The 26,615-nt window shown below is 72.3% G+C and carries 28 protein-coding genes and 5 tRNA genes; 6 read left to right on the top strand and 27 right to left on the bottom strand.

The window, feature by feature from the left end; translation table 11 throughout:
* Positions 1–49: 49 nt before the first annotated feature.
* The 9 genes from rnc to ACIOGZ_RS34650 form a co-directional block, all read right to left on the bottom strand.
* Positions 50–841, bottom strand: coding sequence for a ribonuclease III (gene rnc, locus ACIOGZ_RS34690; RefSeq protein WP_350882931.1), 792 nt, complete (start codon positions 839–841; stop codon positions 50–52).
* A gap of 20 nt (positions 842–861) precedes the next feature.
* Positions 862–1,035, bottom strand: a complete 174-nt coding sequence (gene rpmF, locus ACIOGZ_RS34685) for a 50S ribosomal protein L32 (RefSeq protein ID WP_030056747.1) — start codon at positions 1,033–1,035, stop codon at positions 862–864.
* Positions 1,036–1,037: 2 nt separating this feature from the next.
* Positions 1,038–1,682: a DUF177 domain-containing protein gene (locus ACIOGZ_RS34680; RefSeq protein ID WP_063347695.1), complete on the bottom strand. Its 645-nt coding sequence runs from the start codon at positions 1,680–1,682 to the stop codon at positions 1,038–1,040.
* Between the two features lie 172 nt (positions 1,683–1,854).
* A complete protein-coding gene (locus ACIOGZ_RS34675) occupies positions 1,855–3,063 on the bottom strand; it encodes a cell division initiation protein (protein ID WP_400988869.1) in 1,209 nt (402 codons plus the stop codon).
* 206 nt (positions 3,064–3,269) lie between these two features.
* Complete coding sequence (gene coaD, locus ACIOGZ_RS34670) at positions 3,270–3,761, bottom strand: pantetheine-phosphate adenylyltransferase (RefSeq protein ID WP_363585725.1); 492 nt, start codon at positions 3,759–3,761, stop codon at positions 3,270–3,272.
* Positions 3,762–3,810: 49 nt separating this feature from the next.
* Positions 3,811–4,395 carry a 16S rRNA (guanine(966)-N(2))-methyltransferase RsmD gene (rsmD, locus tag ACIOGZ_RS34665; protein WP_400988867.1) on the bottom strand — a complete coding sequence of 195 codons (585 nt, stop codon included), beginning with the start codon at positions 4,393–4,395 and terminating at the stop codon, positions 3,811–3,813.
* Positions 4,396–4,527: 132 nt separating this feature from the next.
* On the bottom strand, positions 4,528–5,061 hold the full coding sequence (locus ACIOGZ_RS34660) for a hypothetical protein (RefSeq protein ID WP_363585723.1): 534 nt from the start codon (positions 5,059–5,061) through the stop codon (positions 4,528–4,530).
* 105 nt (positions 5,062–5,166) lie between these two features.
* On the bottom strand, positions 5,167–7,383 hold the full coding sequence (gene recG / locus ACIOGZ_RS34655; protein ID WP_363585722.1) for an ATP-dependent DNA helicase RecG: 2,217 nt from the start codon (positions 7,381–7,383) through the stop codon (positions 5,167–5,169).
* Positions 7,384–7,434: 51 nt separating this feature from the next.
* On the bottom strand, positions 7,435–9,066 hold the full coding sequence (locus tag ACIOGZ_RS34650; protein ID WP_363624916.1) for a DAK2 domain-containing protein: 1,632 nt from the start codon (positions 9,064–9,066) through the stop codon (positions 7,435–7,437).
* Positions 9,067–9,365: 299 nt separating this feature from the next.
* Between ACIOGZ_RS34650 and rpmB the strand changes: the two genes are divergently transcribed.
* Positions 9,366–9,551, top strand: coding sequence for a 50S ribosomal protein L28 (gene rpmB / locus ACIOGZ_RS34645; RefSeq protein ID WP_014138233.1), 186 nt, complete (start codon positions 9,366–9,368; stop codon positions 9,549–9,551).
* A 177-nt stretch (positions 9,552–9,728) separates the two neighbouring features.
* Here the strand turns inward: rpmB and thiD are convergent, their stop codons facing one another.
* The 3 genes from thiD to ACIOGZ_RS34630 all read right to left on the bottom strand — a co-directional run bounded on the left by thiD (position 9,729) and on the right by ACIOGZ_RS34630 (position 12,827).
* Entirely contained in the window at positions 9,729–10,574 is an 846-nt protein-coding gene (gene thiD, locus ACIOGZ_RS34640; RefSeq protein WP_400988865.1) for a bifunctional hydroxymethylpyrimidine kinase/phosphomethylpyrimidine kinase, read from the bottom strand.
* Between the two features lie 65 nt (positions 10,575–10,639).
* Positions 10,640–11,665 carry an ATP-dependent 6-phosphofructokinase gene (locus tag ACIOGZ_RS34635; protein WP_363585719.1) on the bottom strand — a complete coding sequence of 342 codons (1,026 nt, stop codon included), beginning with the start codon at positions 11,663–11,665 and terminating at the stop codon, positions 10,640–10,642.
* Positions 11,666–11,861: 196 nt separating this feature from the next.
* Complete coding sequence (locus ACIOGZ_RS34630; RefSeq protein WP_400988864.1) at positions 11,862–12,827, bottom strand: thiamine-phosphate kinase; 966 nt, start codon at positions 12,825–12,827, stop codon at positions 11,862–11,864.
* A 205-nt stretch (positions 12,828–13,032) separates the two neighbouring features.
* On the opposite strand from ACIOGZ_RS34630, the gene ACIOGZ_RS34625 reads away from it, so the two are divergent.
* Together ACIOGZ_RS34625 and ACIOGZ_RS34620 are read left to right on the top strand one after the other, a co-directional pair.
* Positions 13,033–13,266 (top strand): Lrp/AsnC ligand binding domain-containing protein, encoded by a 234-nt coding sequence (locus tag ACIOGZ_RS34625; protein WP_363375953.1) that lies wholly within the window; start codon positions 13,033–13,035, stop codon positions 13,264–13,266.
* Positions 13,267–13,286: 20 nt separating this feature from the next.
* On the top strand, positions 13,287–13,805 hold the full coding sequence (locus tag ACIOGZ_RS34620; RefSeq protein ID WP_400988862.1) for a DUF3515 domain-containing protein: 519 nt from the start codon (positions 13,287–13,289) through the stop codon (positions 13,803–13,805).
* Between the two features lie 67 nt (positions 13,806–13,872).
* On the opposite strand, the gene ACIOGZ_RS34615 is transcribed toward ACIOGZ_RS34620, so the two are convergent.
* From ACIOGZ_RS34615 to ACIOGZ_RS34605, 3 genes are all read right to left on the bottom strand, one after another.
* The gene (locus ACIOGZ_RS34615; RefSeq protein ID WP_400988860.1) at positions 13,873–15,018 is read right to left on the bottom strand and encodes a D-alanine--D-alanine ligase family protein; all 1,146 of its coding nucleotides are present in this window, start codon (positions 15,016–15,018) and stop codon (positions 13,873–13,875) included.
* 130 nt (positions 15,019–15,148) lie between these two features.
* Positions 15,149–16,132 carry an NAD(P)H-dependent glycerol-3-phosphate dehydrogenase gene (locus ACIOGZ_RS34610; protein WP_079135606.1) on the bottom strand — a complete coding sequence of 328 codons (984 nt, stop codon included), beginning with the start codon at positions 16,130–16,132 and terminating at the stop codon, positions 15,149–15,151.
* A 14-nt stretch (positions 16,133–16,146) separates the two neighbouring features.
* On the bottom strand, positions 16,147–16,971 hold the full coding sequence (locus ACIOGZ_RS34605; RefSeq protein WP_350882958.1) for a lysophospholipid acyltransferase family protein: 825 nt from the start codon (positions 16,969–16,971) through the stop codon (positions 16,147–16,149).
* Between the two features lie 232 nt (positions 16,972–17,203).
* Between ACIOGZ_RS34605 and cofC the strand changes: the two genes are divergently transcribed.
* Positions 17,204–17,887, top strand: coding sequence for a 2-phospho-L-lactate guanylyltransferase (gene cofC, locus ACIOGZ_RS34600; RefSeq protein ID WP_363585717.1), 684 nt, complete (start codon positions 17,204–17,206; stop codon positions 17,885–17,887).
* Positions 17,888–17,943: 56 nt separating this feature from the next.
* The gene (locus ACIOGZ_RS34595) at positions 17,944–18,165 is read left to right on the top strand and encodes a hypothetical protein (RefSeq protein WP_063347710.1); all 222 of its coding nucleotides are present in this window, start codon (positions 17,944–17,946) and stop codon (positions 18,163–18,165) included.
* A 207-nt stretch (positions 18,166–18,372) separates the two neighbouring features.
* Here ACIOGZ_RS34595 and ACIOGZ_RS34590 read toward each other — a convergent pair whose 3' ends face one another.
* The 4 genes from ACIOGZ_RS34590 to leuC form a co-directional block, all read right to left on the bottom strand.
* Entirely contained in the window at positions 18,373–19,086 is a 714-nt protein-coding gene (locus tag ACIOGZ_RS34590; protein WP_350882962.1) for an HU family DNA-binding protein, read from the bottom strand.
* A gap of 133 nt (positions 19,087–19,219) precedes the next feature.
* A complete protein-coding gene (locus ACIOGZ_RS34585; RefSeq protein ID WP_371517045.1) occupies positions 19,220–19,567 on the bottom strand; it encodes a hypothetical protein in 348 nt (115 codons plus the stop codon).
* 181 nt (positions 19,568–19,748) lie between these two features.
* Positions 19,749–20,345, bottom strand: a complete 597-nt coding sequence (gene leuD / locus ACIOGZ_RS34580) for a 3-isopropylmalate dehydratase small subunit (protein ID WP_363585716.1) — start codon at positions 20,343–20,345, stop codon at positions 19,749–19,751.
* 5 nt (positions 20,346–20,350) lie between these two features.
* Positions 20,351–21,787: a 3-isopropylmalate dehydratase large subunit gene (gene leuC, locus ACIOGZ_RS34575; protein ID WP_363585715.1), complete on the bottom strand. Its 1,437-nt coding sequence runs from the start codon at positions 21,785–21,787 to the stop codon at positions 20,351–20,353.
* Positions 21,788–22,019: 232 nt separating this feature from the next.
* Between leuC and ACIOGZ_RS34570 the strand changes: the two genes are divergently transcribed.
* Complete coding sequence (locus ACIOGZ_RS34570) at positions 22,020–22,733, top strand: IclR family transcriptional regulator (RefSeq protein ID WP_063347714.1); 714 nt, start codon at positions 22,020–22,022, stop codon at positions 22,731–22,733.
* Between the two features lie 104 nt (positions 22,734–22,837).
* On the opposite strand, the gene ACIOGZ_RS34565 is transcribed toward ACIOGZ_RS34570, so the two are convergent.
* The 8 genes from ACIOGZ_RS34565 to ACIOGZ_RS34530 all read right to left on the bottom strand — a co-directional run bounded on the left by ACIOGZ_RS34565 (position 22,838) and on the right by ACIOGZ_RS34530 (position 26,426).
* Positions 22,838–22,912, bottom strand: a tRNA-Gln gene (locus ACIOGZ_RS34565).
* Positions 22,913–22,961: 49 nt separating this feature from the next.
* A tRNA-Glu gene (locus ACIOGZ_RS34560) sits at positions 22,962–23,034 on the bottom strand.
* Between the two features lie 26 nt (positions 23,035–23,060).
* Positions 23,061–23,133, bottom strand: a tRNA-Glu gene (locus ACIOGZ_RS34555).
* Positions 23,134–23,160: 27 nt separating this feature from the next.
* Positions 23,161–23,233: transfer RNA gene (locus ACIOGZ_RS34550), tRNA-Glu, on the bottom strand.
* Between the two features lie 37 nt (positions 23,234–23,270).
* Positions 23,271–23,342, bottom strand: a tRNA-Gln gene (locus tag ACIOGZ_RS34545).
* A 252-nt stretch (positions 23,343–23,594) separates the two neighbouring features.
* On the bottom strand, positions 23,595–25,118 hold the full coding sequence (gltX, locus tag ACIOGZ_RS34540; RefSeq protein WP_363633727.1) for a glutamate--tRNA ligase: 1,524 nt from the start codon (positions 25,116–25,118) through the stop codon (positions 23,595–23,597).
* On the bottom strand, positions 25,111–25,911 hold the full coding sequence (locus tag ACIOGZ_RS34535; RefSeq protein WP_063347716.1) for a fumarylacetoacetate hydrolase family protein: 801 nt from the start codon (positions 25,909–25,911) through the stop codon (positions 25,111–25,113). Before ACIOGZ_RS34535 ends, gltX begins: the two co-directional genes overlap by 8 nt.
* Positions 25,912–26,156: 245 nt before the next feature.
* Positions 26,157–26,426 carry a hypothetical protein gene (locus ACIOGZ_RS34530; RefSeq protein ID WP_363585713.1) on the bottom strand — a complete coding sequence of 90 codons (270 nt, stop codon included), beginning with the start codon at positions 26,424–26,426 and terminating at the stop codon, positions 26,157–26,159.
* Between the last annotated feature and the right edge of the window lie 189 nt (positions 26,427–26,615).

The following is a 26,615-nucleotide window of genomic DNA, read 5'->3' as shown; positions in this document are numbered from 1 at the left end:
GAACAGGCCTCCTGCGGAAGGGATCAGCAGGAGGAAGGCTACTGCTCCCTCACGCCCCGGCGGGCAGCCGGTCGGCGTACTTCTCCTTGATCGCCCGCCAGGCGCTCTCGGCGGCCTTCTGCTCGGCCTCCTTCTTCGAGCGGCCGACGCCGCTGCCGAAGTCCTCGCCGGCCACCCGGGCCGCCGCGGTGAAGGTCTTCTCGTGGTCCGGACCGGATTCCATGACCACGTACTCGGGCACCCCGATGCCCACCGAGGCGGTGAGCTCCTGGAGGCTGGTCTTCCAGTCCAGGCCGGCGCCCAGCTGGGAGGACTCCTCGATCAGCGGGTCGAACAGCCGGTGGACGAACTCGGTGGCCGCGTCCAGACCCTGGTCCAGGTAGACGGCCCCGATCACGGCCTCGACCGTGTCGGCGAGGATCGACGACTTGTCGCGGCCGCCGGTGCCCTCCTCGCCCTTGCCGAGCCGGATGAACGTGCCGAGTTCCAAGCCCCGGCCGACGTCCGCGAGCGCGCGGGAGTTCACCACCGCGGCGCGCAGCTTGGCGAGCGTGCCCTCCGGCACATCCGGGTGGACGCGGTAGAGGGTGTCGGTCACCACGAGGCCCAGCACCGAGTCGCCGAGGAACTCCAGGCGCTCGTTGGTGGGCAGACCCCCGTTCTCGTACGCGTACGATCGGTGGGTCAGGGCGCGCACCAGAAGGGCGCGCTCGAGCGTGTACCCGAGGCGCCCTTCCAGGACGTCGTATTCGGTCGAAGCCGGCCCACCGGCCTTGCCACCGCCCGAAGAGGAACCCTTCGGGGCGGAGGACGCCTTGCGGGTGGAGTTACCGTCCGACATCGATCCGTGCACCCCGCCGATCAGACCGAGAGGACCTGGCGACGGTTGTACGTGCCGCAGCTCGGGCACGCGATGTGACCCAGCTTCGGCTCGTGGCAGCGGTCGCACGCCACGAGGGCCGGAACAACGGCCTTCCAGTTGGACCGACGGTGGCGCGTGTTGCTGCGCGACATCTTCCGCTTCGGAACAGCCACGGCTACTTCTCCTGGTTCTCGGCGAGACCCTCACGGGTGTCGCTGTTCTTGATCCCGTCACCCTCGTCGCCGGGGGCGGCGGAGAGTCCCTGCAGAGCCGCCCACCGGGGGTCGGCGGCGTCGTGGTGGTGCGTCGGGTCGTCGCTCAGGCGCGCTCCGCACTCGGAGCACAGACCCAGGCAGTCTTCCTGGCACACCGGCTGCAGCGGCAGTGCGAGCACCACCGCGTCACGCAGCACCGGCTGGAGGTCGAAGAAGTCGCCCTCCAGGCGGTAAGTATCTTCTTCCGAGTCCTCGTCGAGGTCCTCGGCCCCGGCGGTCCGGGCGCGGTGACGCTCGTCGGACTCCGGGTAGTAGTACAGCTCCTGGAAGTCGACGTCGAGGTCGTCCTCGACGGGCTCCAGGCACCGGGCGCACTCGCCCTCGACCTGGGCCTCGGCGGTGCCGGTGACCAGCACGCCCTCGACCACGGACTCCAGGCGGAGCTCCAGCCGGAGCTCGCTCTTCTCGGGGACGCCGATCACGTCGATGATCCCCAGGCCCGCGGGGGCCTCCAGAGTGCGGGACACCTTGCGCAGCGAGCCCGGGCGACGTCCCAGCTCGTGCGTGTCGAACACGAGGGGGTCGCGGTGGTCGAGGCGGTTCAAGGTGTCCTGACTTCCATGGGGAATCTTCGATCGCGGTGCCACCGCACCAACGGTGCGCGGGCAAGCCGACAGTCCGACACGAAAAGGCCGGAGTGGTCAGCCTACCGGAGTCTCCCGCCAGGCCCAACTTCGCTCCCGTCAGGAGCTTCCGCCGGGCCCGCGCGGGGCCGGCTCAGCGACCGCCCAGCTCCCGGAGCCGGGTCATGTCGATCATGCTGGTGTCGAAGAAGCTGGTCTCGTCCAGACCCGGCTGCTGCTGTTGCGGCACCGCCGGCGGGGCGGCGGGCTGCTGCGGGTAGGTGTAGGCGTCGTACTGCTGCGCGCCGTAACCCGGCTGCTGCTGTTGCGGATAGCCGTAGTCCCCGTGCTGCTGCTGGGCCGCGTAGTCCGGGTGCTGCTGCTGTGGGTAGCCGTCCGCGGCGCCCTGCTGCTGGTGCCCCCACTGGGCACCGTACGGGTCGCCCTGGCCGGCCGGGTCGTAGCCGCCGGCGTACACCTCGGCGTACTGCCCCTGCTGCTGCCCGCCCTGCTGCTGGGCGGCCGCGTACTGGTCGACGCCGGGGGCCTGCCAGCCCGCCGCGGCCGGAGTCTGCTCCGGCCAGGTCTGCTGCTGCGGGACGTCCTCGCGGTACCAGGCGATGTCGTCGCCGTTGGCTTCGGCGTCGGTGGCGAAGCCGGCGGCCACCGCCTCGGCGCGCTCCTTGGCCTGCTGCGCCTCGTCGGCGGCGGCCAGGTAGGCGCCCAGCTCGTCGATCGGCCGCTTGCCGAGCAGCTTGTCGCGGCCCTTGCCGACGGCCTCCAGGGTGGCGCTGAGGACGTTCTCCAGCGTGGCGAGCTTCACATCGACGTACTCGTCGACCTCGGGGCTGGGGGTGATCCGCTGCGGCTGGAACTCCTCGCCGTCCGTCTCGCCGTCGAACTCGGTCTCGAAGACGCTGGAGTCACCGCGCAGCTTGGTCCGGCCGCGGCCGACGGCGCCGAGCGTCTTGGTCAGCACGACCTCGAAGTTGGCGAGCTTGCTGTCCACGTAGTCGTCGGCCTCGGCACGCTTGGCCTCGGTCTCGCCACGGGCCTCGGCGAGGATCCGGTCGGCCTCGGCCTGGGCCCGGCGGACCACCTCGGTGTCCGAGATCAGCGAGCCGCGCTCGGCGTGCGCACCCTGGATGATCCGGTCGGCCTCGGCCTGGGCCCCGGCCACCACCTGCTCGTGGTCGGCCATCATCGACTGGGCCTGGGCGAGTTCGGCGGGCAGCTCCGCCTTGAGGGCGTTGAGCAGGCCGATCAGTTCGGCCCGGTTCACCACGCAGGAGGCCGACATCGGCATCGAGCGGGCGTTCTCGACCGCCGCGACGATCTCGTCGACCTTGTTCTGCACGTCCACGGGGCTTCGTCTTTCCGTGTGCCGCCGACGGTCCGGCGGAGGCAGGCCCGACGCGGTGAACCTCACCGCAGGGGCAGGAATACAGACTGTACGGCCACCGCGCGGCGTGGTCACAACGCCCGAGCCGAACCGGTCGACCGGGCATCGGACAAGTCATGACGAACCAGCAGAAACGGACGCCCGCCCCGCGATGCCGACGCTCCCGCCTACTGCTGGGCCCTGCGCTCCGCGATCCGCTCGACCAGCCGCCGGTGCACCGTCTCCGGCAGCAGGTGGGAGACGTCCCCGCCGTACGAGGCGACCTCCTTGACCAGCGTCGAGGAGAGGAAGCTGTACGTCGGGGAGGTCGGCACGAACAGCGTCTCCACCCCGGACAGGCCGTGGTTCATCTGGGCCATCTGCAACTCGTAGTCGAAGTCGCTGACCGCGCGCAGGCCCTTGATGATCGCGGGGATCCCGCGCTCCCGGCAGAAGTCCACCAGCAGGCCGTGGTACGACTCGACCACCACGTTGCCGAAGTCCGCGGTGACCTCCTCGATCAGGCCCATCCGCTCCTCGACGCTGAACATGCCCTGCTTGTTGCGGTTGATCAGGACCGTGACGTGCACGACGTCGTACAGCTTCGAGGCCCGCCCGATGATGTCGAGATGACCGTTGGTGATCGGGTCGAACGAACCGGGACAGACGGCGCGGCGCATGGCGTGGGTGCTCCCTCGTGGGGTGACGGCTGCTGCGGGCCTCGGCCCGCTACTCGTGCTGGCTGGTCTCGGCGGCGGCGCGACCGTACCAGAGCGTGCCCTCGCCGTAGCGGCGCGAGCGCAGCACCTCGAAGCCCTCGGGCCAGCCGAACTCGCCGCCACGGGTGCTGCGCTCCACGGTGACGAGTGCGTCCTCCGCGAGCCAGCCCCCGGCCAGGAGTGTGATCAGCATCTCGCGCAGCTCGTCGTCCGTCACGGCGTACGGCGGGTCGAGGAAGACCAGGTCGTAAGGGGCCTGCGGGGGCGGGCCCGCGATCACCTGCTCGGCCCTGGCGGCCTTCACCTCCACGCCCGGCAGGCCGATCGTGCGGACGTTCTCCCGGATCACCCGGGCCGCCTGGCCGTCCGCCTCGACCAGCAGGACGTGCTCGGCGCCGCGCGACAGCGCCTCCAGGCCGACCGCGCCCGATCCACCGAACAGGTCGAGCATCCGAGTCCCGTGCAGGGTGCCGCGCAGCGCCTCCAGGGTGGAGAACATCGCCTCACGGGCCTTGTCGGAGGTCGGGCGGGTGCCCCGGCCTGGCGGTACGGCCAGCCGGCGGCCGCCGGCCAGCCCGGCGATCACGCGGGTCATGGTGGGGGAAGGTCCTTTCGTCGCTGCCCGACCACGCTATACGGGTCGAGGCCCCACCGACGGATCGGTGGGGCCCCCGGGTCACGGCTCAGCCCGCCCCGGAGCCCGCCTCAGCCGGCCCCGGGGCGCGTCTCAGCTCGCCTCGGAGCCCGCCGGCGGGGTCGGGACGGCCGCGCCGAGCAGCGCCGGCGAGGCGTAGCGGGACCAGGACAGGCAGCCGTCGGGCGGGCAGAACTCGGGGCGACGCGGGTCGTGCCCGAGCTCGCGCAGCTTGGTGCGGACGGAGTCGGGGGTGCGGCCGAAGCGGGCGGCGATCCGGGCGACGGTCTCGCCGTCGTGGAAGCGCCGGACCAGCTCCTCCTCGTGCTGCGGGACCCAGGGGGCGCCGTGGCCGGGGTACAGCTCGCGCAGCACGTCACGGTCGGGGATGGGCTCGGAGACGTCGGCGACGATCGCCAGCGCCCGCAGCGCGCGGTTGAGCGCGATCCGCAGCGAGGCGACGTCCTCGACCGGCAGGCGGAGCTTGCCCGAGGCGAGCGGCTGGGCGGCCGCCCCCTCGCGCCAGCCGGTCAGGGTGAGGGTGACCTCGCGGTCGTCGTCGCTGGCGAGTTCGATCCGGAAGACCTTGTCGCCCAGCGGGAGCTCGTTGAGATGACGGAATGCCATGGCAGGACCCCCAAATGTCGTGCCAGGTACGCACCTTGGGGGTGCGCCCTGAACACCTTCATTCTCTCGCGGGGGTCTGACAATTCCGGGGCCGGCGGCGGCCGCTCAGCCCTTCTCCATGTAGGCCGCGCGGTCCTCGTCGAGCAGGCTCTCCAGCGCGGTGCGCAGCTCCGGGTGGGCGGTCAGCTCGCGGTCCTCGGCGACCAGCCGGGTGGCCTCCGTCCTGGCGGTGAGGATGACCTCCTCGTCCTCCAGCACCGAGAGCACCTTGAGCGAGGACTTCACCCCGGACTGCGCCTGGCCCAGCACGTCGCCCTCGCGGCGCTGTTCGAGGTCGATCCGGGACAGCTCGAAGCCGTCCAGGGTGCCGGCCACCGCGTCCAGCCGGGCCCGGGCGGCGCTGCCCGCGGGCATGTCGCTGACCAGCAGGCACAGGCCCGCGGCGCTGCCGCGGCCGACCCGGCCGCGCAGCTGGTGGAGCTGGGAGACACCGAAGCGGTCGGCGTCCATGATGACCATCGCGGTGGAGTTGGGGACGTTGACGCCGACCTCGATGACGGTGGTGGCGACCAGCACGTCCACCTCGCCGGCCGTGAAGCGGCGCATCACCTCGTCCTTGGCCTCCGGGGCCAGCCGGCCGTGCAGGATCTCCACCCGCAGGCCCTGCAACGGCCCCCCGACCAGCTTCCCGGCGGTCTCCACCACCGAGAGCGGGGGCCGCCGTTCGTCGCTCCCGGCACCGGCGTCGGCGACGTCCTCCAGGTCCTCCTCGGCCGCCTTCCGCTTCTTCTTCGGCTCGGCGGCGGGCTCCTCGTCCCCGATCCGGGGGCAGACCACGTACGCCTGGTGGCCCTTGGCGACCTCCTCGCGCACGCGCTCCCAGGCCCGGGCGAGGAAGTTGGGCTTCTCCAGCGCGGGGACGACGTGGGTGGAGATCGGCGAGCGGCCGGCCGGCAGCTGGTCGAGGACGGAGGTCTCCAAGTCCCCGAAGACGGTCATCGCGACGGTGCGCGGGATCGGGGTGGCGGTCATCACCAGCAGGTGCGGCGGCTGTTCGCCCTTGGCGCGTAGGGCGTCCCGCTGTTCGACGCCGAAGCGGTGCTGCTCGTCGACCACGACCAGGCCGAGGTCCTGGAACTGGACCTTGTCCTCGATCAGCGCGTGGGTGCCGATGGCGATGCCCGCGTCTCCGCAGGCCATGTCGAGCAGCGCCTGGCGGCGGGCCGGGACGCCCATGGAGCCGGTCAGCAGCACCACCCGGGTGCCGAGGTCGGAGCCGCCGAGCATGCCGCCCTCCGCCAGGTCTCCCATCATCTCGACGATCGAGCGGTGGTGCTGCTGGGCCAGCACCTCGGTGGGCGCGAGCAGCACGGCCTGGCCGCCCGCGTCGACCACGGCGAGCATGGCGCGCAGCGCGACCAGGGTCTTGCCGGAGCCGACCTCGCCCTGGAGCAGCCGGTGCATCGGGTGCTCGCTCGCGAGATCGGCGGCGATCTCGGCGGACACCTTCTGCTGGCCCTCGGTGAGGGTGAACGGCAGCCGGGCGTCGAAGGCGTCCAGCAGGCCGCCCGCGCGGGCCCTGCGCGGGACGGCGGGCAGCGCGGACTCGGCGGCCCGGCGCTGGGCCAGGGCGACCTGGAGGACGAAGGCCTCGTCCCAGCGCAGCCGGCTCTGGGCGAGCTCGCGGTCGGCCTGGCCGCGCGGGCGGTGGATCAGCTCCAGCGCCTCGGGCAGCGGGATCAGCCCGTGCCGCTCGCGCAGTTCGGCGGGCAGTGGCTCGCCGACGTCGCCCAGGTGCTTGGTGAGGGCCGTCTCGACGCAGATCGACAGCTTCCAGCTGGGCATCTGCGCGCTGGCGCCGTAGACCGGGATCAGCCGGCCGGCGAACTGCCGGGCGGCGTCCGACCCGGCCTCCTCGTCGAGCAGCTGGTAGTCCGGCGAGACCAGCTGGCGGCTGCGGTTGAAGACGCCGACCTTGCCCGCGAACAGGCCCTGGGCGCCGGACTTGAGCTCCTTCTGCCGCCAGCCCTGGTTGAAGAAGACCAGCGAGAGCCGGCTGCGGCCGTCGGTGACGACGACCTCCAGCCGGTCGCCCTTGCGGCCGCGGAACGGGATCAGGGTGACCTTCTCGATCCGGGCCAGCACGGTGACGTGCTCGTCGATCTCCAGCTCGTCCAGGCTGGTGAGCTGGCCGCGTTCGACGTAGCGGCGCGGATAGTGGTGCAGCAGGTCCCCGACCGTGCGCAGCTTGAGGCTGTCGGCGAGCACCTTCGCGGTGCGGTCGCCGACGAGTTTGGTCAGTGGTTCATCGAGAGCGCCCATCAGGCCCCTGTTTACACCACGGGGCCGACATTCCGGGCTCCGCGGCGTGCCCTACTCCACCCCGATGAGCAGCGGCGCGGACTCCTGGCCGCCGTGGAAGACCACCGCGTCGACCTCGGGCCGCCGGTGCCGGGCGTGTGCCACCAGGCGGTCGGCGAGCGCCTCGTCGGCGCCCTCGCCGAGGACCAGGGTGACGAGTTCGCCGCCCGCGCCGAGCATCCGGTCCAGCACGCTCGCCCCGACCTCGGCCAGCCCGGTGCCGATCACCGCGACGTCGCCGTCGATCAGGCCGAGCACGTCCCCGGCCTGGCAGACCCCGGCCATCGTCCAGGACTCCCCCTCGGCCACGGCGAGTTCGGCGTACCGGGTGGCGCCGGCCGCGGAGGTCATGGCGACCACGTCCTCGTCGAAGCGGCGCCCGCCCTCGTGCACCGCGAGCGCCGCCAGGCCCTGCACCGGCGAGCGGGTCGGCAGCACGGCGATCCGCACGCCCTCCTCGCGCAGCTGGTCGGCGGCGGCCCCGGCGGCGGCGCGCAGTTCGGGGTCGTTGAGCAGCAGGACGACCTCGCGGGCGGCCGAGCGGCGCACGGCGGCGGCGAGTTCGGCACTGGCCGGCGGGCGGTCCGGGTCGGCGTGCAGGGCGACGGCGCCGGCCTGCTCGCACAACTCGGCCAGTCCCCCGCCGGACACCACGCAGAGCACCGCGCGGGCCCGGTCCCGGCGTTCGCCGCGCTCGGCGGCGCTGCCGGCCCGGGCGGCGGCCTCGGCGAAGTGCGTGATCCGGATCTGGTGCGGCCGCCCGGCCTCGACCCCGGCCTCGACGGCGGCGCCCGCGTCGTCCACGTGGACGTGCACGTTCCACAGGCCGTCGCCGCCGCCGACCACCAGGGAGTCACCGAGCGCGCCGAGCCGCTCGCGCAGCGCGGGCAGGGCCTCGTCGGGCGCGTCGAGCAGGTAGATCACCTCGAACGCGGGGTGGCCGGGGCCCGGCGGCCTCAGGTGCACCGCGCAGCTGTCGACCTCCCGGACGTCCCCGCGCAGCGCGACCGGGCCCATCGGCTGCTGCCCGGCGACGGCGTCGGCGAGCGCGCCGAGCACGGCGACCAGGCCGCGTCCGCCGGCGTCCACGACCCCGTTCTCGGCCAGCACGGCGAGCTGTTCGGGGGTGTGCCGCAGCGCGTCCCGGGCGGCCCGGTAGGCGGTGTCGGCGACCTGCGCGAGCCCGTCCCCGGCCCGGACGGCCTCCCGGGCGGCGACCCGGGCGACGGTCAGCAGGGTGCCCTCGACGGGCTCCGCGACGGCCTGGTAGGCGGAGTCGGCGGCCCGTTGCAGGGCGGCCCGCAGCTGGTCGGCGCCGCCGCCCTCGGCGAGCGTCTCGGCGGTGCCGCGCAGCCATTGGGCGAGGATCACCCCGGAGTTGCCGCGGGCGCCGACCAGCGCGCCGCGGGCCATCGCCCGTGCGGTGTCGGCCAGGCCGGGGGCCGGGTCGGCGGCGGGGTCGGCGAAGCGGCTCTCCACCTCGGCGGCGGCGGACTCGACGGTCAGGTAGAGGTTGGTGCCGGTGTCACCGTCCGGGACGGGATAGACGTTGAGCGCGTCGATCTCCTCGCGGGCCTGGCCGAGCGCACGCAGGGCGAGCTGGCACCAGGTGCGCACGGCCGGGGCGTCGAGCGTGTGCAGCACCAGGTCTCCTCCGGGTGGGACGCCGCGACGGCCTGCGGGGCAGCAGCACGGCCAAGGCCGCGGCGAGGGGTGATACCGGCAGGTTATCGGGGGCCGGGGAGGGTCGCCCGGACCGGCGACCGGAGCGATCACCCTGCCGGACATGGTAGTTTCGTTGAACCGGAACAGGCGTTGTATGCTCTTCCGGTTGCCTGGAACAATCCAGGCTCACCCCTCGGTCCGGTCAGGTTCACGCGAGTGCTCCGCTGGTCCAGCGGGGTTGTCGAACGTAAATGATCTGAAGTCTTGGAGTGACTCCTGTGGCTGCCAACTGCGACGTCTGCGGCAAGGGGCCGGGCTTCGGCAACAGCATCTCCCACTCGCACCGCCGTACCCCCCGTCGTTGGAACCCCAACATTCAGACGGTGCGCGCTGTGATTGGGCGGACGCCGAAGCGGCTCAACGTCTGCACCTCGTGCATCAAGGCCGGTAAGGTCTCGCGCTGACGCGCAGACCGGCATGCCGGTCCTCCAGTGAAGCCGGTTCATCCTCGGATGAACCGGCTTCACTGTTTTTCCGCCGCGCTTTCCGGCCGCTGATTTCCCGCCGGCTTCCCGCCGCACCCGTGTTCCCCGCCACATCCGTGGTGGTGGGCGGGCCCGGGGGCCCGCCCCCCGGCCGGGTCAGCGCCAGCGCCAGGCGTGGTCGACCGGGCCGATCCCGGCACCGAGCGCGAAGCCGCCGGCGATCGCGCCGGTGATGTAGGCCTTGGCCGAGCCGACCGCCTCCGGCAGCGACTCGCCCTTGGCCAGCCCGGCCGCGATCGCGCTGGCCAGGGTGCAACCGGTGCCGTGGGTGTGCCGGTTGTCGTAGCGCGGCGCCCGGTACCAGTGCACCTCGCCGGGCCCGCCGTAGAGCAGGTCCGCGGCCTCACCCTCCAGGTGGCCGCCCTTGACCAGCGCCCAGCGCGGCCCGAGGTCGAGCAACGCCTTGGCGGCGTCCAGCATCTGCCCCTCGCCCTCGACCGTCCGGCCGGTGAGCTGGGTCACTTCGTGCAGGTTGGGGGTGGCCAGGGTGGCGACCGGCAGCAGCCGCTCGCGGACGGTGGCGACGGCCTCGGCGGCCAGCAGGGCGTCCCCGTGCTTGGAGACGCCGACCGGGTCGACGACCACCGGGGCGTCCACCCCGGCCAGCAGTTCGGAGACGGTCTCGACCAGTTCGATCGAGGCGAGCATGCCGGTCTTCACGGCCTGCACCCCGATGTCGTCGACCACGCTGCGGAACTGCGCCCGGACGGCCTCGGCGGGCAGCTCCCAGTAGCCCTGGACGCCGAGCGAGTTCTGCGCGGTGACGGCGGTGATCACGCTCATGCCGTGGACGCCGAGAGCGAGCATCGCCTTGAGGTCGGCCTGGATGCCGGCGCCACCGCCGGAGTCGGAGCCGGCGACGGTGAGCACGCGGGGAGGGGCGGTGGCGGGGCCGCGCGCAGCGCGTCGGCCAGGGGCGGGGGTGGGAGACGGGTGGGCCATGAGGTCAACCTACCTGCGCGCGTTCGGAGCGCGGCACCCTACCTGCGCGCGACCAGAGCACGGCCTCAGAGCACGGCCTCGGACTCCACCCAGCGGTCCTCCGGCACCGTCTTCAGCCTGGTCACCGCGTCGGCGATCGGCACCAGCTCGATCCCGGTCCGGCGCAGCGCGGTGAAGTGGCCGAACGCGCCCTGGTGGACGGCCTCGACGGCGTGCCAGCCGAAGCGGGTGGCGAGCACGCGGTCCCGGGCGGTCGGGGTGCCGCCGCGCTGGGTGTGCCCGAGGATGACCGGGCGGGCCTCCTTGCCGAGCAGGTTCTCCAGTTCGTGGGCGAGCCGGTTGCCGATCCCGCCGAAGGTCCGGTGGCCGTACTGGTCGACCTCGCCGTGGTCGAAGCGCATGGTGCCGGGCAGCGGGGCGGCGCCCTCCGCGACGGCGATGATGGCGAACTTCTTGCCGCGGTCGAAGCGGTCGTCGACCATCCGGGCCACCGCCTCGATGTCGAAGGGCTTCTCCGGGATGAGGATGCCGTGCGCGCCGCCGGCCATGCCCGCGGTGAGGGTGATCCAGCCGGTGTGACGTCCCATCAACTCGACCACCATGACGCGCTGGTGGGATTCCGCGGTGGTCTTGAGCCGGTCGATCGCCTCGGTCGCGACGTGCACCGCGGTGTCGAAGCCGAAGGTGGCGTCGGTGGCGTTGATGTCGTTGTCGATGGTCTTGGGCACCCCGACGACCGGCAGTCCGGCGTCGCTGAACAGCCTGGCGGCGGTCAGCGTGCCCTCGCCGCCGATCGCGATGAGCGCGTCGATGCCGATGTCCCGGGCCAGCGTCCTCGCGTTCTCCACCGCCCAGGAGATCCGCTCGCGCTGCACCCGGGCGGAGCCCAGGACGGTGCCGCCGAGGGTGAGCAGGCCGGTGACGTCGTCGTGCGAGACCGGCCGGGTGCGGCCTTCGATCAGGCCGAGGAAGCCGTCCAGGATGCCGACGATCTCGTCGCCGTGCACGTCCGTGCCCCGGTGCACGACGGAGCGGATCACCGCGTTGAGGCCGGGGCAGTCGCCGCCGCTGGTCAGTACACCGATACGCATGACTGGGTGCGCTCCCGCTCGCAGTGGTTCAGACCACCCACACCAGACGGCGGGCGGGCTCGGTTGTCGCCAGCCTACGCAAAACGGACCCGCGAAGCCCGTGCGCCGCGAGTCCGGGGGTCACGCGCCGCCCGCCGCGCGCCGGTGTCCGGGGGTCACCCGCCGTGTGCCGTACGACAATCGGCGCGGCCGCCCGTCACTCGGCGAAGTGGTCCCAGCCGCCGACCCGGTCCCAGGGCGCGCCGTCCACCGTCACCCGGCCGCTGCGGCTGCCCCGGGGGCGGCCGGTCACCTCGCCCACCACCCGCCAGCGGGCCGGGAGTTGGACCCCGCGCGGGAAGGTCGCCACGATCGCGTGGTCCTCGCCGCCGGACAGCACCCAGACCAGCGGGTCCACCCCGACCGCCTGTCCGATGTCGGCCATCTGCGCCGGGACGTCGAAGTCGGCGGCCTTCAGGTCGATGTCCACCGCGCTGGCCCGGGCCACGTGGCCGAGGTCGGCGACCAGTCCGTCGCTCACGTCGATCATCGAGGTCGCGCCCAACTCGGCGCCGCCCGGGCCCGCGTGGTACGGCGGCTCGGGCCGGCGGTGCGCCTCGACGAAGGCGCGCGGGGAGCGGAAGCCGCGTTGCAGCACGGTGAGTCCGGCGGCCGACCAGCCGAGCCAGCCGGTCACCGCGACCACGTCGCCGACCTGCGCGCCGGCGCGCGTCACCGGCGCGCGCCCCTGGAGGTCCCCGAGCGCCGTGATGGCCAGCGTGACGGTGTCGCCGCGCACCACGTCGCCGCCGACCACCGTCGCCCCGGCCACCTGGCACTCGTCGCGCAGCCCGTCCATCAGCTCGGTGGCCCAGGTGGTGGGCAGGTCGGCGGGGGCGACCAGGCCGAGCAGTATCGCGGTGGGCACCGCTCCCATGGCGGCCACGTCGGCGAGGTTCTGGGCGGCGGCCTTGCGGCCCACGTCGTAGGCGGTGGACCAGTCCCGGCGGAAGTGCCGGTTCTCGATCAGGACGTCCGTGGTGGCCACCACCCGGCCGTCCGGGGCCTTCACCACCGCGGCGTCGTCACCGGGGCCGAGGTCCACCGCGTCGGTGAGCGACACCCGGGCGGTCAGCTCCCTGATGAGACCGAACTCGCCGAGCTCGCCCACGGTCCCCTGCATCTGCCGTCCTCTCGCATGTCCATCTGAACTCGTCCCCGTCGCGCCCCCGCGCGCAGCGTACGCCCTTCCGGGGTGTCGGGGTCTCCCCTCCCCGGCCCACCGCGCGGTAGCGTGGTGATCAGACTGCCGGTGAGCCCGTTCCCACCCCGACGACCGTCCGGGCGATCACGGCGGCGATCCCCGTAACCGGCCGCCGGAGGTCCCCGTGGTACAGGCATACATCCTGATCCAGACCGAGGTCGGCAAGGCCACCGCCGTGGCCCAGTCGATCTCCGAGATTCCCGGCGTCCTCCAGGCCGAGGACGTCACCGGCCCGTACGACGTCATCGTCCGGGCCGAGGCCGACACCGTGGACGACCTGGGCCGCCTGGTGGTGGCCAAGGTCCAGCAGGTCGAGGGCATCACCCGCACCCTCACCTGTCCGGTGGTGCACCTGTAAGACCCGGCTACCATCGGCGGGTGGCCAGAGAACTCCGAATCCCACGGGCGCTGACGGCACTGCCGGCGCCCGTCCGCTGGCTGGCCCTGCCGCTCGCCCTGACCTGCACGGTCGTCGTGCTGCTCGGCAGTTGGGGCTCCGCCGACGAATCGGTGGCGGCCCCCCGGCCGGGCGGCAAGGCGGCCGAGTACTGCCGCGCGCTGGCCGCGGCCCTGCCGCAGGAGCTGCTCGGCCACGCCCGCAAGGACCCGTCGCCCGCCTCGCCGTACGTGGCCGCGTGGGCCAGCTCGCCCCGCACGGTGCTGCGTTGCGGCATCGACCGTCCGGAGGAACTGGACGGCGAGCACGCCAAGGACTGGTCGCCGACCGTGGACGACGTCACCTGGTGGTCGCAGAAGCTCACCGACGGCGGCTACCGCTTCGTGACGACCATGCGCGCCGCCTACGTCGAGGTGACCGTCCCGGCCGGTGCCTCGGCCAACCCCTTCGACCCGGCCGCCGCCCTCACCGGCGCGGTGAAGGCCACCGTCCCGGGCTGAGCCCGCGAGCGCGCCGAGGAGGGCGGGCCGGGAGCTTCCCGGCCCGCCCTCCGTCGTTCGCGCGCGGCTACCGCAGGCCGGTCGAGCGGCGCAGCGCCGCCTGGAGCAGCCGGTCGATCAGCTCCGGGTAGGACAGCCCGGTGGCCTCCCACATCTTCGGGTAGGCCGAGATCGGGGTGAAGCCGGGCATGGTGTTGATCTCGTTGACCATCCAGGTGCCGTCCTCCAGCAGGAAGAAGTCCACCCGGGCCAGGCCCTCGCAGCCGAGCGCGTCGAACGCGGCCACCGCCTGGCGGCGGATCTCGGCGGTCTGCTCGTCGTCGAGCTTCGCCGGGATCTGCACCTCGGACGAGTCGATGTACTTGGCCTCGAAGTCGTAGAAGTCGAAGCCGTCGCCGACCAGCACCTCGGCCGGGAGGCTGGCCTTCGGGCCGTCCTCGGTCTCCAGCACGCCGCACTCGATCTCGCGGCCGCTCACGCCGGCCTCGATGATCAGCTTGGGGTCGTGCCGGCGGGCCTCCTCGATCGCGGCGTCGAGGTCGGCGAGGTCCTTGACCTTGGTGATGCCCATGCTGGAGCCGGCCCGGCAGGGCTTCACGAACAGCGGCAGGCCGAGCTCGGCGGCCAGCTCGCGCACCGCGGCGCGGCCGGCCTCGCTCTCCCAGTCGCGCGGCCGCACGATGGTGTACCGGCCGACGCCCAGGCCGTGCGAGGCCAGGATCCGCTTGGTGAACTCCTTGTCCATGCCGACCGCGCTGGACAGTACGCCGTTGCCGACGTAGGGCACGCCGGACAGCTCCAGCAGGCCTTGCAGGGTGCCGTCCTCTCCCCAGGGGCCGTGCAGCAGCGGGAACACCACGTCGACCTCGCCGAGGGCCTTGGGGGTGCTCCCCGGCTCGCTCAGGACGACCTCCCGGTCGCCCGGGGCGATCGGCAGCGCGACCTGCCCGTCCACGGACTCGGCGACGCCCGGGACGTCCGGCATCCGGCCGTCGGTGATCGCCATCCGGGCGGGCTCGTCGCTGACCAGCGCCCAGCGGCCCTCGGGGGTGATCCCGATCGGGAGCACCTCGTACTTCTCGCGGTCGATCGCCTTGAGCACGCTGCCGGCGGTGACCACCGAGACGCCGTGCTCGGAGCTGCGTCCGCCGAAGACCAGCGCGACGCGCGGCTTCGCAGCGGACGGGTTCGGGGAGGACTGTTCGATGCTCATATCGGGTTTGAGACTACCGTGCGAAGGGTTTCCGGGGCGTCAGCCGCCCCCGACCACCGCCCCGGACCACCGCCTCGCCGTCAGCGCCGCTCGGCACCGCTCGGCACCGCTCGGCACCGCTCGGCACCGCTCAGCGCCGCTCGGCCTTCGCCGAACGGGACATCAGGGCCTGGAGCGCCTCCTGGGTGGGCCGCCCGTTGTGCACGACATCCACCACCGCCTCGACGATCGGCATGTCGACGCCGTTGCGCCGGGCCAGGTCGAGCACCGACTCGCAGGACTTGACGCCCTCCGCGGTCTGCCGGGTCGCCGCGATGGTCTCCGCGAGCGACATGCCCCGGCCCAGGTTCATGCCGAAGGTGTTGTTGCGCGACAGCGGCGAGGAGCAGGTGGCGACCAGGTCGCCCATCCCGGCGAGCCCGGCGAAGGTGTGCGGGTCGGCGCCGAGCACCTCGCCGAGCCGGGTGGTCTCGGCCAGCCCGCGGGTGATCAGCGTCGCCTTGGTGTTGTCGCCGAGCCCCATGCCGGCCGCCATGCCGACCGCCAGGCCGATCACGTTCTTGACCGCCCCGCCGAGCTCGCAGCCCAGCACGTCGGTGTTGGTGTACGGGCGGAAGTACGGCGTGTGGCAGGCCGCCTGGAGCCGCTTGGCGACCGCCTCGTCCGCGCAGGCGACGACGCTGGCGGCGGGCTGCCGGTTGGCGATCTCCCGGGCCAGGTTGGGCCCGCTGACCACCGCGACGCGCTCCGGGCCGACCTTGGTGACCTCGTCGATCACCTCGCTCATCCGCTTGGCCGTGCCGAGTTCGATGCCCTTCATCAGGCTCACCAGCACGGTCTGCGGCTCGATCAGCGGCGTCCAGGCGGCCAGGTTGTCGCGCAGCGTCTGCGAGGGCACCACCAGGACGGCGAAGTCGGCGCCGGCCAGCGCCTCGGCGGCGTCGGTGGTGGCCCGGACGGAGCCCGGCAGCGGCACGCCCGGCAGGTAGTCCGGGTTCTCGTGCGTGGTGTTGATGGCGTCGACGAGTTCCTGGCGGCGGGCCCACAGGACGACGTCGCTGCCCGCGTCGGCCAGCACCATCGCGAAGGCGGTGCCCCAGGAGCCCGTCCCCATCACTGCGCAGCGGGTCACCGGCCGCCCTCCTCGTCGTCGTTGCCGCCCTTGGCGCGCCGGCGTTCGGCGGCGGCCGCGGCGGCGCGGTTCCGGGCGGCCTTGCGCATGTCGTAGCGCTCGGCCGGCGGCTCCTCGCCGCGGACGTCGGCCAGCACGGCGGTGATCGCCGTCATGATGTCCTCGGTGGCGTCGTTGAGCACCTGGGCGGTGAGCTCCTGGCCCCGGTACTTGCTCAGGTCCACCGCGGGCCCCGCCGCCACGGTGACCCGGTGGCGCGGGAAGAGGTTGAACTTGCCCTTCCCGAAGCCCGGACGGCCGTACGGCGGGATGATCTCGTGCGCTCCCCAGTGTGCGACCGGGATGACCGGCGCGCCGGTCATCAGCGCGACCCGGGCGACGCCGCTCTTGCCGGTCATCGGCCACAGGTCCGGGTCCCGGGTGAGCGTGCCCTCCGGGTAGAACTGCACGCACTGGCCGCCGTTGACGGCGTCGATAGCGGCCCGGAAAGCCTGCGCGGCATCGGTGGACTCGCGGAACACCGGAATCTGGCCGGTCTTGCGCAGCATGAATCCGATGAAGGGAATCGAGAACAGCGAGGACTTGCCGAGAATGCGCGGCGGACGGCCGCTGTTGTACTGCCAGTGCGCGTAGATCACCGGGTCGATGATCGAATTGTGGTTCACCGCGGCGATGAAGCCGCCTTCCTTCGGAAGGTGCTCCCAGCCCCGCCAGTCGGGCTTCACCAGCGCGGTCGTCACCGGCTTCACCAGCACGGCCGCGAAGCGGTACCAGATGCCGTAGTCGGCGTTGCCGAACTTGGCGTACGAGCGGCGGGCCACCCCAGGTCCTCCTCATCCGAAGCGGCACGTGGGGTGCCGCGGTCATAACCTCCCGGTGCCGCGCACCGGTACGGGACCGGTGCCCGGGTGACGGGCGCGGAACAGTCTCGCCCGGCTGCTCACCGGCTGTCGAGCGACCGCACCAACCCGCCCGGCAGGCGTGATCAAACGCACGTCCGCACAGATCGGACGGCCTGGCGAGGGCTCCGGGACCGGCGTCACAATGACGCCGATGACCCAGGACACCGTACGCCCCAACGGGCCCGTCGCGCCCCCCGCACCCGCCACCGACTGGTCGCTGGTGCTGCCGCTCAAGCCGCTCGCCCTCGCGAAGAGCCGACTGGCCCCGTACGCCGGGCCGCACCGGGCGGACCTCGCGCTGTCCTTCGCGCTCGACACCGCCACCGCCGCACTGGCCACCCCGGGCGTCGCCCGGGTCCTGGTGGTCACCCGGGACGCGGCGGCCGGCGCCCGGCTGGCGGCACTGGGCGCGGTGGTGGTCGCCGACGAACCCGGCGAGGGCCTCAACGAGGCGCTGGTGCACGGCACGGCGGCCGCCCTGGCGCTCGCCCCGCGCTCGCCGCTGGCCGCCCTCTCGGCGGACCTGCCGGCCCTGCGCCCGGTCGAACTGGCCCGGGTGCTGGGCGCGGTGCCGCCGGACGGCCGGGCCTTCCTGCCGGACTCCCCAGGCCTCGGCACCACGCTGCTCGCCTGTACCCCCGGCCGCCCGCTCTCGCCCGCCTTCGGGGACGGCTCGCGGGCCCGGCACGCGGCCGGCGGAGCACTCGAACTTCGCCTGGCGGACGTGGAGTCGGTGCGCCGGGACGTCGACACCGGCGCGGACCTCGGCGAGGCCGCGGCGCTCGGCCTCGGCCCGTACACCAGCGTCCTGTTCGCCCGGCTGGCGCGGGCCTGACCGGCGCCCCGCGGGACGCCGCCCGGTCGGCCGGGGCCGCTCGCTATGCTGCTGCCATGCAGGCCACCGCGTTCACCTTCGACCCCGCCACCCGGGCCGGCTCCGTGCTGCTCGACGACGGGACCCCGGTGCCGTTCGACGCGGCCGCCTTCGACGCCGGCGGTCTGCGGCTGCTGCGACCGGGCCAGCGGGTGCGGATCCGCACCGAGGGCGCCGGCGAGGCCCGCCGGGTGGTCTTCGTGACGCTGCAGACCTTCCCCGACCCGGCCGCGGGCTGACCGTCCTCCGCTGACCGTCCCCCCGCTGGTCCTCCCCCGCCGTCCGGCACGCCCGCCGCCGCGTTCCGTGCCTGGTCACCGTCGGTCGCAGAATCCTGACTAAGCGCCCGGAAATCGAAAGAGCCGCGGCGACCCGGTCTCCGCAATTCACGGAGGGGGGGTGCCGCGGCTCTCTGCCGAAGGCCGTCCGAGGACCGCTGCGCGGGACTACTTGGCAGAGGTCTTGCGCGCGGTGGTCTTGCGGGTGGCGGTCTTCTTCGCCGGAGCCGTCTTCTTGGCCGTCGCGGTCGCCTTCTTGGCGGTCGCGGTGGTCTTCTTGGCGGCGGCGGTGGTGGTCGCCTTCTTGGCGGCGGCGGCCGTCTTCTTGGTCGCGGTCGCGGTGGTCTTCTTCGCGGCGGCGGTGGTGGTCGCCTTCTTGGTGGCGGTCGCCTTCTTCGCGGCGGCGGTGGTGGTCGCCTTCTTGGCCGCGGCCGTGGTCGCCGTCTTCTTGGCGGCGGCCTTCTTGGCCGGAGCGGCGGCGGCGGCCGTGGCGGCACGCTTGGTGGCGGCGCGCTTGGCGGCCGGGGTGGCGGCGACGCCGCTCTTGCCCGGGGTGAGGGAGCCCTTGGGGGCCTTCTTCACCGAGGGGCCTTCCTTCGGCAGCTTCTTGCTGCCGCTGACCAGGTCCTTGAAGCCCTGGCCGGGACGGAAGCGGGGCACCGAGGTCTTCTTGACCTTGACCTTCTCGCCGGTCTGCGGGTTGCGGGCGAAGCGCGCGGAGCGCTCCACCTTCTCGAAGGTGCCGAAACCAGTGACCGAAACCCGGTCACCGGCCACAACGGCACGGACCATGGTGTCGAGCACTGCGTCGACGGCCTCTGCGGCAGCCTTGCGACCGCCCAGCTGCTCGGCCACCGCTTCGACAAGCTGAGCCTTGTTCACGTCTTCCCCTTCGGAAACGGGCGCCGGATGATTCCATCCGTTCTTTTCGCACGTTAGGTATGTATCTGCGGACTTTCAATTACCAAACGCGCGAATCACCCTAGTGTCGCAATGGATTTGCGCGTCGGCGACCTCAGGCGACGGGCGGGCGCCCCTCGTCGAGGTCATGTACAAAGCGACTCAACCGCCTTGCCGCCTCCGGAAGATCGCGCTTGGCGGTCTCGGTGACGATGAGGAGTTGACGGGAGAGAGCGGTCTTTGCATCGGCAGACACGTTCAGCGCATGCACGCGGGCGTGAGCTTGCTTCAACCGCTCGGCCACAAGCGCGTAGAGCGCTGCGACTTCCTGGTCGTCCGGCCCCTCAGCTGGTGCGGAGGCGACGTCCGGCCGATCGTCAATTCGGCGTTCGGATCCCCGGCCCACGGACTCCGGAGCCGCGGGTTCGCCGCCCGCGTACGGAGGTTCATGGTGCCGGTGCATGTACTGATTGTGCCATCTACCCGCAGTTGTACTTGCGCGGGGCCCTCTCCGGCAAAGCCAAATGGGCAATCCGGGGTGGGCCGCGGCGCTAACTCGTGCTCCGGAACGGCGGATGGCCCGCCCCCCCGAAGGGGAGGCGGGCCATCCGGTGGATCGCCAGAATGCTTGTTCTGAGGGGATCTCAGGCAACCGGCAGAGTACGGGGCTTGAAGGTCGGACGGGTCGCTTCGAAGGCCGCGATGTCGGCCTCGTTCCGCAGGGTGATGCTGATGTCGTCCAGCCCGTTGAGCAGCCGCCACCGGACGTTGTCGTCCAGTTCGAAAGACGCGGTGACGCCCTCGGCCCGGACTTCGCGGGCTTCCAGATCAACGGTGATCTCGGCCGAAGGGTTACTCTCGGTGAGCGCCCAGAGCTGTTCCACGGTCTCTTGCGGCAGGACGACCGTCAGCAGTCCGTTCTTCAGGGAATTCCCACGGAAGATGTCCGCGAAGCGCGACGAGATGACCGCGTGGAAGCCGTAGTTCTGCAGCGCCCAGACGGCGTGCTCGCGGGAGGAGCCGGTGCCGAACTCCGGGCCGGCCACCAGGACCGTGGCGCCCTGCCGCTCGGGCTGGTTGAGGATGAACGACTCGTCCTTGCGCCAGGCCTCGAAAAGGCCGCCCTCGAAACCGGAACGGGTGACCTTCTTGAGCCAGTGGGCCGGGATGATCTGGTCGGTGTCCACGTTCGAGCGCCGCAGCGGAACGGCCCGGCCGGTGTGGGTGGTGAACTTCTCCATGGTTCTCAGGCCTCCACAGCCACGTTGGTGTCCGCCAGGTCGGAGGGCAGATCGGACGGTGCGGCCAGACGGCCCAGGACGGCGGTCGCGGCGGCGACCTGCGGGGACACCAGGTGGGTCCGGCCACCCTTGCCCTGCCGACCCTCGAAGTTGCGGTTCGAGGTGGAGGCGCAGCGCTCCCCGGGGGCGAGCTGGTCGGGGTTCATGCCCAGGCACATCGAGCAGCCCGCGTGGCGCCACTCGGCGCCGGCCGCGGTGAACACCTTGTCCAGGCCCTCCTCCACGGCTTGCAGGGCGACCCGGACGGAGCCGGGGACGACGAGCATCCGTACGCCGTCGGCGATCCGGCGGCCCTCCACGACGGCGGCGGCGGCGCGCAGGTCCTCGATCCGGCCGTTGGTGCAGGAGCCGACGAAGACGGCGTCGACGGTGACCTCGCGCAGCGGGGTGCCGGCCTCCAGGCCCATGTAGGCGAGGGCGTTCTCGGCGGCCGCGCGCTCCTGCGGGTCGGCGAAGGAGGCCGGGTCCGGCACGTCGGAGCCCAGCGGGGCGCCCTGGCCGGGGTTGGTGCCCCAGGTGACGAACGGGGTCAGCGCGGCCGCGTCGACGAAGATCTCGTGGTCGAAGACCGCGTCCTCGTCGGTGCCCAGGGTCGACCAGTACGCGACGGCGGCGTCCCAGTCCTCGCCCTGCGGGGCGTGCGGACGGCCCTTGAGGTAGCCGAAGGTGGTCTCGTCCGGGGCGATCATGCCCGCCCGGGCGCCGGCCTCGATGGACATGTTGCAGATGGTCATCCGGGCCTCCATGGACAGGCCCCGAATCGCCGAACCGCGGTACTCCAGGACGTATCCCTGGCCGCCGCCGGTGCCGATCTTGGCGATCACGGCCAGGATCAGGTCCTTGGCGGTGACGCCCTCGGGCAGCTCGCCCTCGACCGTGACGGCCATGGTCCGGAACGGCGCCAGCGGCAGCGTCTGGGTGGCCAGCACGTGCTCGACCTGGCTGGTGCCGATGCCGAACGCCAGTGCGCCGAAGGCGCCGTGGGTCGAGGTGTGGGAGTCGCCGCAGACCACGGTCATGCCGGGCTGGGTCAGGCCCAGCTGCGGGCCGACCACGTGCACGACGCCCTGCTCGATGTCGCCGAGCGAGTGGATCCGGACACCGAACTCGGCGGCGTTGCGGCGCAGCGTCTCCAGCTGCACCTTGGACACCGGGTCGGCGATCGGCTTGTCGATGTCCACGGTGGGGGTGTTGTGATCCTCGGTGGCGATCGTCAGATCGGTGCGGCGGACCGTCCGGCCGGCCAGCCGCAGCCCGTCGAAGGCCTGCGGGCTGGTCACCTCGTGGAGCAGGTGGAGGTCGATGAAGAGCAGGTCGGGCTCTCCCTCCGCGCGCCGCACGACGTGGTCGTCCCAGACCTTCTCTGCGAGTGTCCGTCCCATCGGATTCCCTCCAGCCGGCCGCGTTGCCGGCCTTCTCGTGTCGTCGAGGTCGGAGCTCCCGCCGCCCTGTGGCGGGCGCGTTCTCGCGACCTGCACGCCGGATCGCTGTCCACGATGCGGACACTCTGGTGAGGTCGCATCCTGGATGCCTCCCGGGCTGCTGCATCCAGAGTGGCGCTTTTCCCGGAAGATTGAACTTGCGTCTCGCGGAATGAGACTGCAGTCTTAGCGCATGGACAACTCTAGCGGCGTCGGCGTTCTCGACAAGGCCGCTCTGGTGCTGAGCGCACTGGAGTCGGGCCCCGCCACGTTGGCGGGGCTGGTCGCCGCCACCGGTCTGGCGCGCCCCACGGCCCACCGGCTCGCCGTCGCACTCGAACACCACCGTCTGGTCACCAGGGACATGCAGGGGCGATTCATCCTCGGCCCCCGTCTGTCCGAACTCTCCGCCGCGGCGGGCGAGGACCGGCTGCTCGCCACCGCGGGCCCGGTTCTGACCCACCTGCGCGACGTCACCGGCGAGAGCGCACAGCTCTACCGCCGCCAGGGCGAGATGCGGATCTGCGTAGCCGCCGCCGAGCGGCTCTCCGGTCTGCGGGACACCGTCCCGGTCGGCAGCACCCTGCCGATGAAGGCCGGCTCGGCCGCCCAGGTCCTGCTGGCCTGGGAGGAGCCCGAGCGGCTGCACCGCGGCCTCCAGGGCGCCCGCTTCACCGCCACCGCGCTCAGCGGCGTCCGCCGCCGCGGCTGGGCCCAGTCGATCGGCGAGCGCGAGCCGGGCGTCGCGTCCGTCTCCGCTCCCGTGCGCGGCCCCTCCAACCGCGTGGTGGCCTCCGTCTCCGTCTCCGGCCCGATCGAGCGGCTGACCCGCCACCCGGGCCGCCTGCACGCCCAGGCCATCATCGAGGCCGCGAACCGGCTCACCGAGGCCCTCCGCCGCGGCTGACCGCCGCACCCGGAAAGGGCCCCGCGCAGCACCACCGCGCGGGGCCCTTCGGAATGCTCCGGGAAATGCAAAAAAGACCCCGGAAACCGGGGCCTTCCAATTTCTGGCTGGGGTACCAGGACTCGAACCTAGACTAAATGAACCAGAATCACTCGTGCTGCCAATTACACCATACCCCAACACAAAGCAAGCGCCGATGGGATAACCCACCGGCTTCATGCTCTGGAGTACCCCCGACCGGATTCGAACCGGCGCTACTGCCGTGAGAGGGCAGCGTGCTAGGCCGCTACACAACGGGGGCTTCCTGGCGATCCCTTGCGGGATCAGTACCCCCGACCGGATTCGAACCGGCGCTACTGCCGTGAGAGGGCAGCGTGCTAGGCCGCTACACAACGGGGGCTTTCCAGGTGATCCCTTGCGGGATCGGTACCCCCGACCGGATTCGAACCGGCGCTACTGCCGTGAGAGGGCAGCGTGCTAGGCCGCTACACAACGGGGGCTTGTTCTTCACTTGTACTGCTGGACTTGCGTACTGCGCTGGGGTACCAGGACTCGAACCTAGACTAAATGAACCAGAATCACTCGTGCTGCCAATTACACCATACCCCACCAGAGTTGAACCCCTGTCGGGGCCTTCTCAGGCGTTGCGCCTCTCGTTCGGGGCCGGGTGGAGGGTTTCGCTCCCTCGTCCGTTCCCTCCCGGGCGGCGCAGAAAGAACATTACCCGACGCCGGCCCCGGCTCCAAAATCGATAACCCCAGGCAGCGGCCGGGCGTCCTGGCAGTGACGTCCGGGCGGTGACGTCCGAGCAGGCCGCGGGCCCGGCACGAGGCCGGGCCCGCGGCCTGCTCAGCGGCCCGCTCAGGCGGCCGGCAGGGCCTCCAGGGCGGAGCTCAGCCGGCGCAGCGTCTCGGGGCGACCGAGCAGCTCCATCGACTCGAACAGCGGCGGCGAGACCCGGCGGCCGGTGACGGCGACCCGCAGCGGCGTGAACGCGAACTTGGGCTTGATGCCCAGCCCGTCCACCAGCGCCTCGCGCAGCGCGGCCTGGATCGGCTCCGGGCTGAAGTCCGCGAGCGCCTCCAGCGCCTTGACGCTGGCCTCCAGCACCGGGCGGGCGTCGGCGGTCAGCGCCTTGGCGGCGTCGTCCGGGTCGACGGCGAAGTCGGCCGGGTCGACGAACAGGAAGCCGGCCATGTTCACGATCTCGCTCAGCACGACCATCCGCTCCTGGGTGAGCGGCGCGATCCTGGCGAGCAGGTCCAGCTGCTCGGCGGTCGGCTCGGCCGGCAGCAGCCCGGGTGCCTGGAGGTACGGCACCAGGCGGCGGACGAAGTCCTCCGGGGCCAGCTTGCGGACGTGCTCGGCGTTGATCGCCTCGCACTTCTTCAGGTCGAAGCGGGCCGGGTTGGCGTTCACCTTGGCGATGTCGAAGGCGGCGACCATCTCGTCGATGCCGAACAGGTCGCGGTCGTCGGCCAGCGACCAGCCCAGCAGGGAGAGGTAGTTGAGCAGGCCCTCGGGGATGAAGCCGCGCTCGCGGTACAGGTTGAGCGAGGCCTGCGGGTCGCGCTTGGAGAGCTTCTTGTTGCCCTCGCCCATCACGTACGGCAGGTGGCCGAAGCGCGGGGTGGTGCCGTCGCCGACGCCGATCTCGGCGAGCGCGGCGTACAGCGCGATCTGCCGCGGGGTGGAGGAGAGCAGGTCCTCGCCGCGCAGCACGTGGGTGATGCCCATCAGGGCGTCGTCCACCGGGTTGACCAAGGTGTACAGCGGGGCGCCGTTGGCCCGGACGATGCCGTAGTCCGGCACGTTCTCCGGCTCGAAGGTGAGCGTGCCGCGCACCAGGTCGTCGAAGCTGAGGGTGCGGTCGGGCATCCGGAAACGCAGGATCGGCTCGCGCTTCTCCAGCTTGTAGACGGCGACCTGCTCGTCCGTCAGCTCGCGGCAGTGGCCGTCGTAGCCGGAGGGCTTGCCGGCGGCGCGGGCGGCCTCGCGGCGGGCGTCCAGCTCCTCGGTGCTGCAGTAGCAGTGGTAGGCGTGGCCGGCCTCGTGCAGGCGGCGGGCGACGTCGGCGTAGATGTCCATCCGCTGGGACTGGCGGTACGGCTCGTGCGGGCCGCCGACCTCCGGGCCCTCGTCCCAGTCGAAGCCGAGCCAGCGCATCGCGTCGAGCAGCTGGTCGTACGACTCCTCGGAGTCGCGGGCCGAGTCGGTGTCCTCGATCCGGAAGACCAGCGTGCCGCCGTTGTGGCGGGCGTAGGCCCAGTTGAAGAGGGCCGTGCGGACCAGGCCCACGTGCGGGTTCCCGGTCGGGGACGGACAGAAACGAACCCGGACGGCCGGGTTGCCCGCGGCGGAGCCGCTGAGCTTTTCACTAGCCACGCTTGATCACCTTGTTGGTGAGAGTGCCGATGCCTTCGATGGAGACGGCGACCTCGTCGCCGACGTTGAGCGGGCCCACCCCTGCGGGCGTGCCGGTGAGGATGACGTCGCCGGGCAGCAGCGTCATGGCCTCGGAGATGTGGACGATCAGCTCGGCGACCGAGCGGACCATCTGGGAGGTGCGGCCGGCCTGCCGGAGCTCGCCGTTGACCGTGCAGGTGACGGCGAGGTCGGCCGGGTCCAGATCGGTCTCGATCCACGGGCCCAGCGGGCAGGAGGTGTCGAAGCCCTTGGCCCGGGCCCACTGGCCCTCGCGCTTCTGCACGTCCCGGGCGGTGACGTCGTTGGCGCAGGTGTAGCCGAGGATCACCTCGGGCACCCGGTCCAGCGGCACCTCGCGGCACATCCGGCCGATCACCACGGCGAGTTCGGCCTCGTGCTGGACGTCCGAGGAGAACGGCGGGTAGGCGATGTTCTCGGTCGGGCCGATCACCGAGGTGGACGGCTTGAAGAAGGTGAGCGGCACGTCCGGGACGTCGTTGCCCAGCTCGGCGGCGTGCGCCGCGAAGTTGCGGCCGACCGCCACGATCTTGTTGGGGAGCATCGGGCTGAGCAGCCGGACGTCCTGGAAGCGGTAACTCTCGCCGGTCGGCTGGGGCTGGCCGAACGGGTGGCCGGCCAGCGCGTGGACGACCAGCGAGTCGGGCTGGGAAGGGTCGCCCTCCACCACGCCGAAGGAGACGCTGCCGGCGGCAGGGCTCCCCTCCCGGACGGAAAACCTGGCAATGCGCACGGCTGGGATACCCCTCGCTTCGTCGACCGCCCGGGGCGCGCCCGGGCGCTGGTGGGCGCCTCGCCCACGGTGGGCGCGGCCCCGTCAATCGTCGTCCAGGCTATCGCGTGGGGCCCCGGCTGACCGCTTTGCCCCTGTTCAGCGCGGTTGGGCCGCGAGCCCCGGCAACCGCCCGGGAACGCCGCAGGGCGCCGCGACCGCCCTCGGTGGCACGGCCGCGACGCCCGGTCGGAGCGGGGGTCGGGTCAGTCCTGCACGACGACGGGCGCCGGGGCGACCATCAGCTGGGTGCGGCGCGGGTTGGCGGTGCTGGCCGGCAGCTCGGTGCCGTAGGTGACGGCGTCCTCGGGCTTGCGGGCACCCGGGATCGTGCTGAAGTCCGCGACCGAGGCCAGCGTCGTCCGGCGCGGGTTCGCCGTGGAGCGGCAGGGCAGCGTGGACTTGGTGGCCTTCTTCGCCTGGGACATCGAGAGCACCTCGTGGTCGCGGCCGGGCGGATCGCGGCGGATCGTCACCGGCCTGAGTGATTCCGAATGATTCGGAGGGGTTCTGGGCAGGCTGATCGGGGCCGTGCTCCGGAGACAGCCAGGTTACGAGATCTCATTCCACAGGGGCCGTGACCAAAGCTACACATTAGACTGTGATTTTGCTCACAAATTCATGAGCGAATTGCAGATATCCGACATATCGCCGCAACGGGATTT

The organism is Kitasatospora sp. NPDC088160 (assembly GCF_044741445.1).
Taxonomy (GTDB): Bacteria; Actinomycetota; Actinomycetes; order Streptomycetales; family Streptomycetaceae; genus Kitasatospora.
This window is presented reverse-complemented; position numbering and strand designations above follow the sequence as displayed.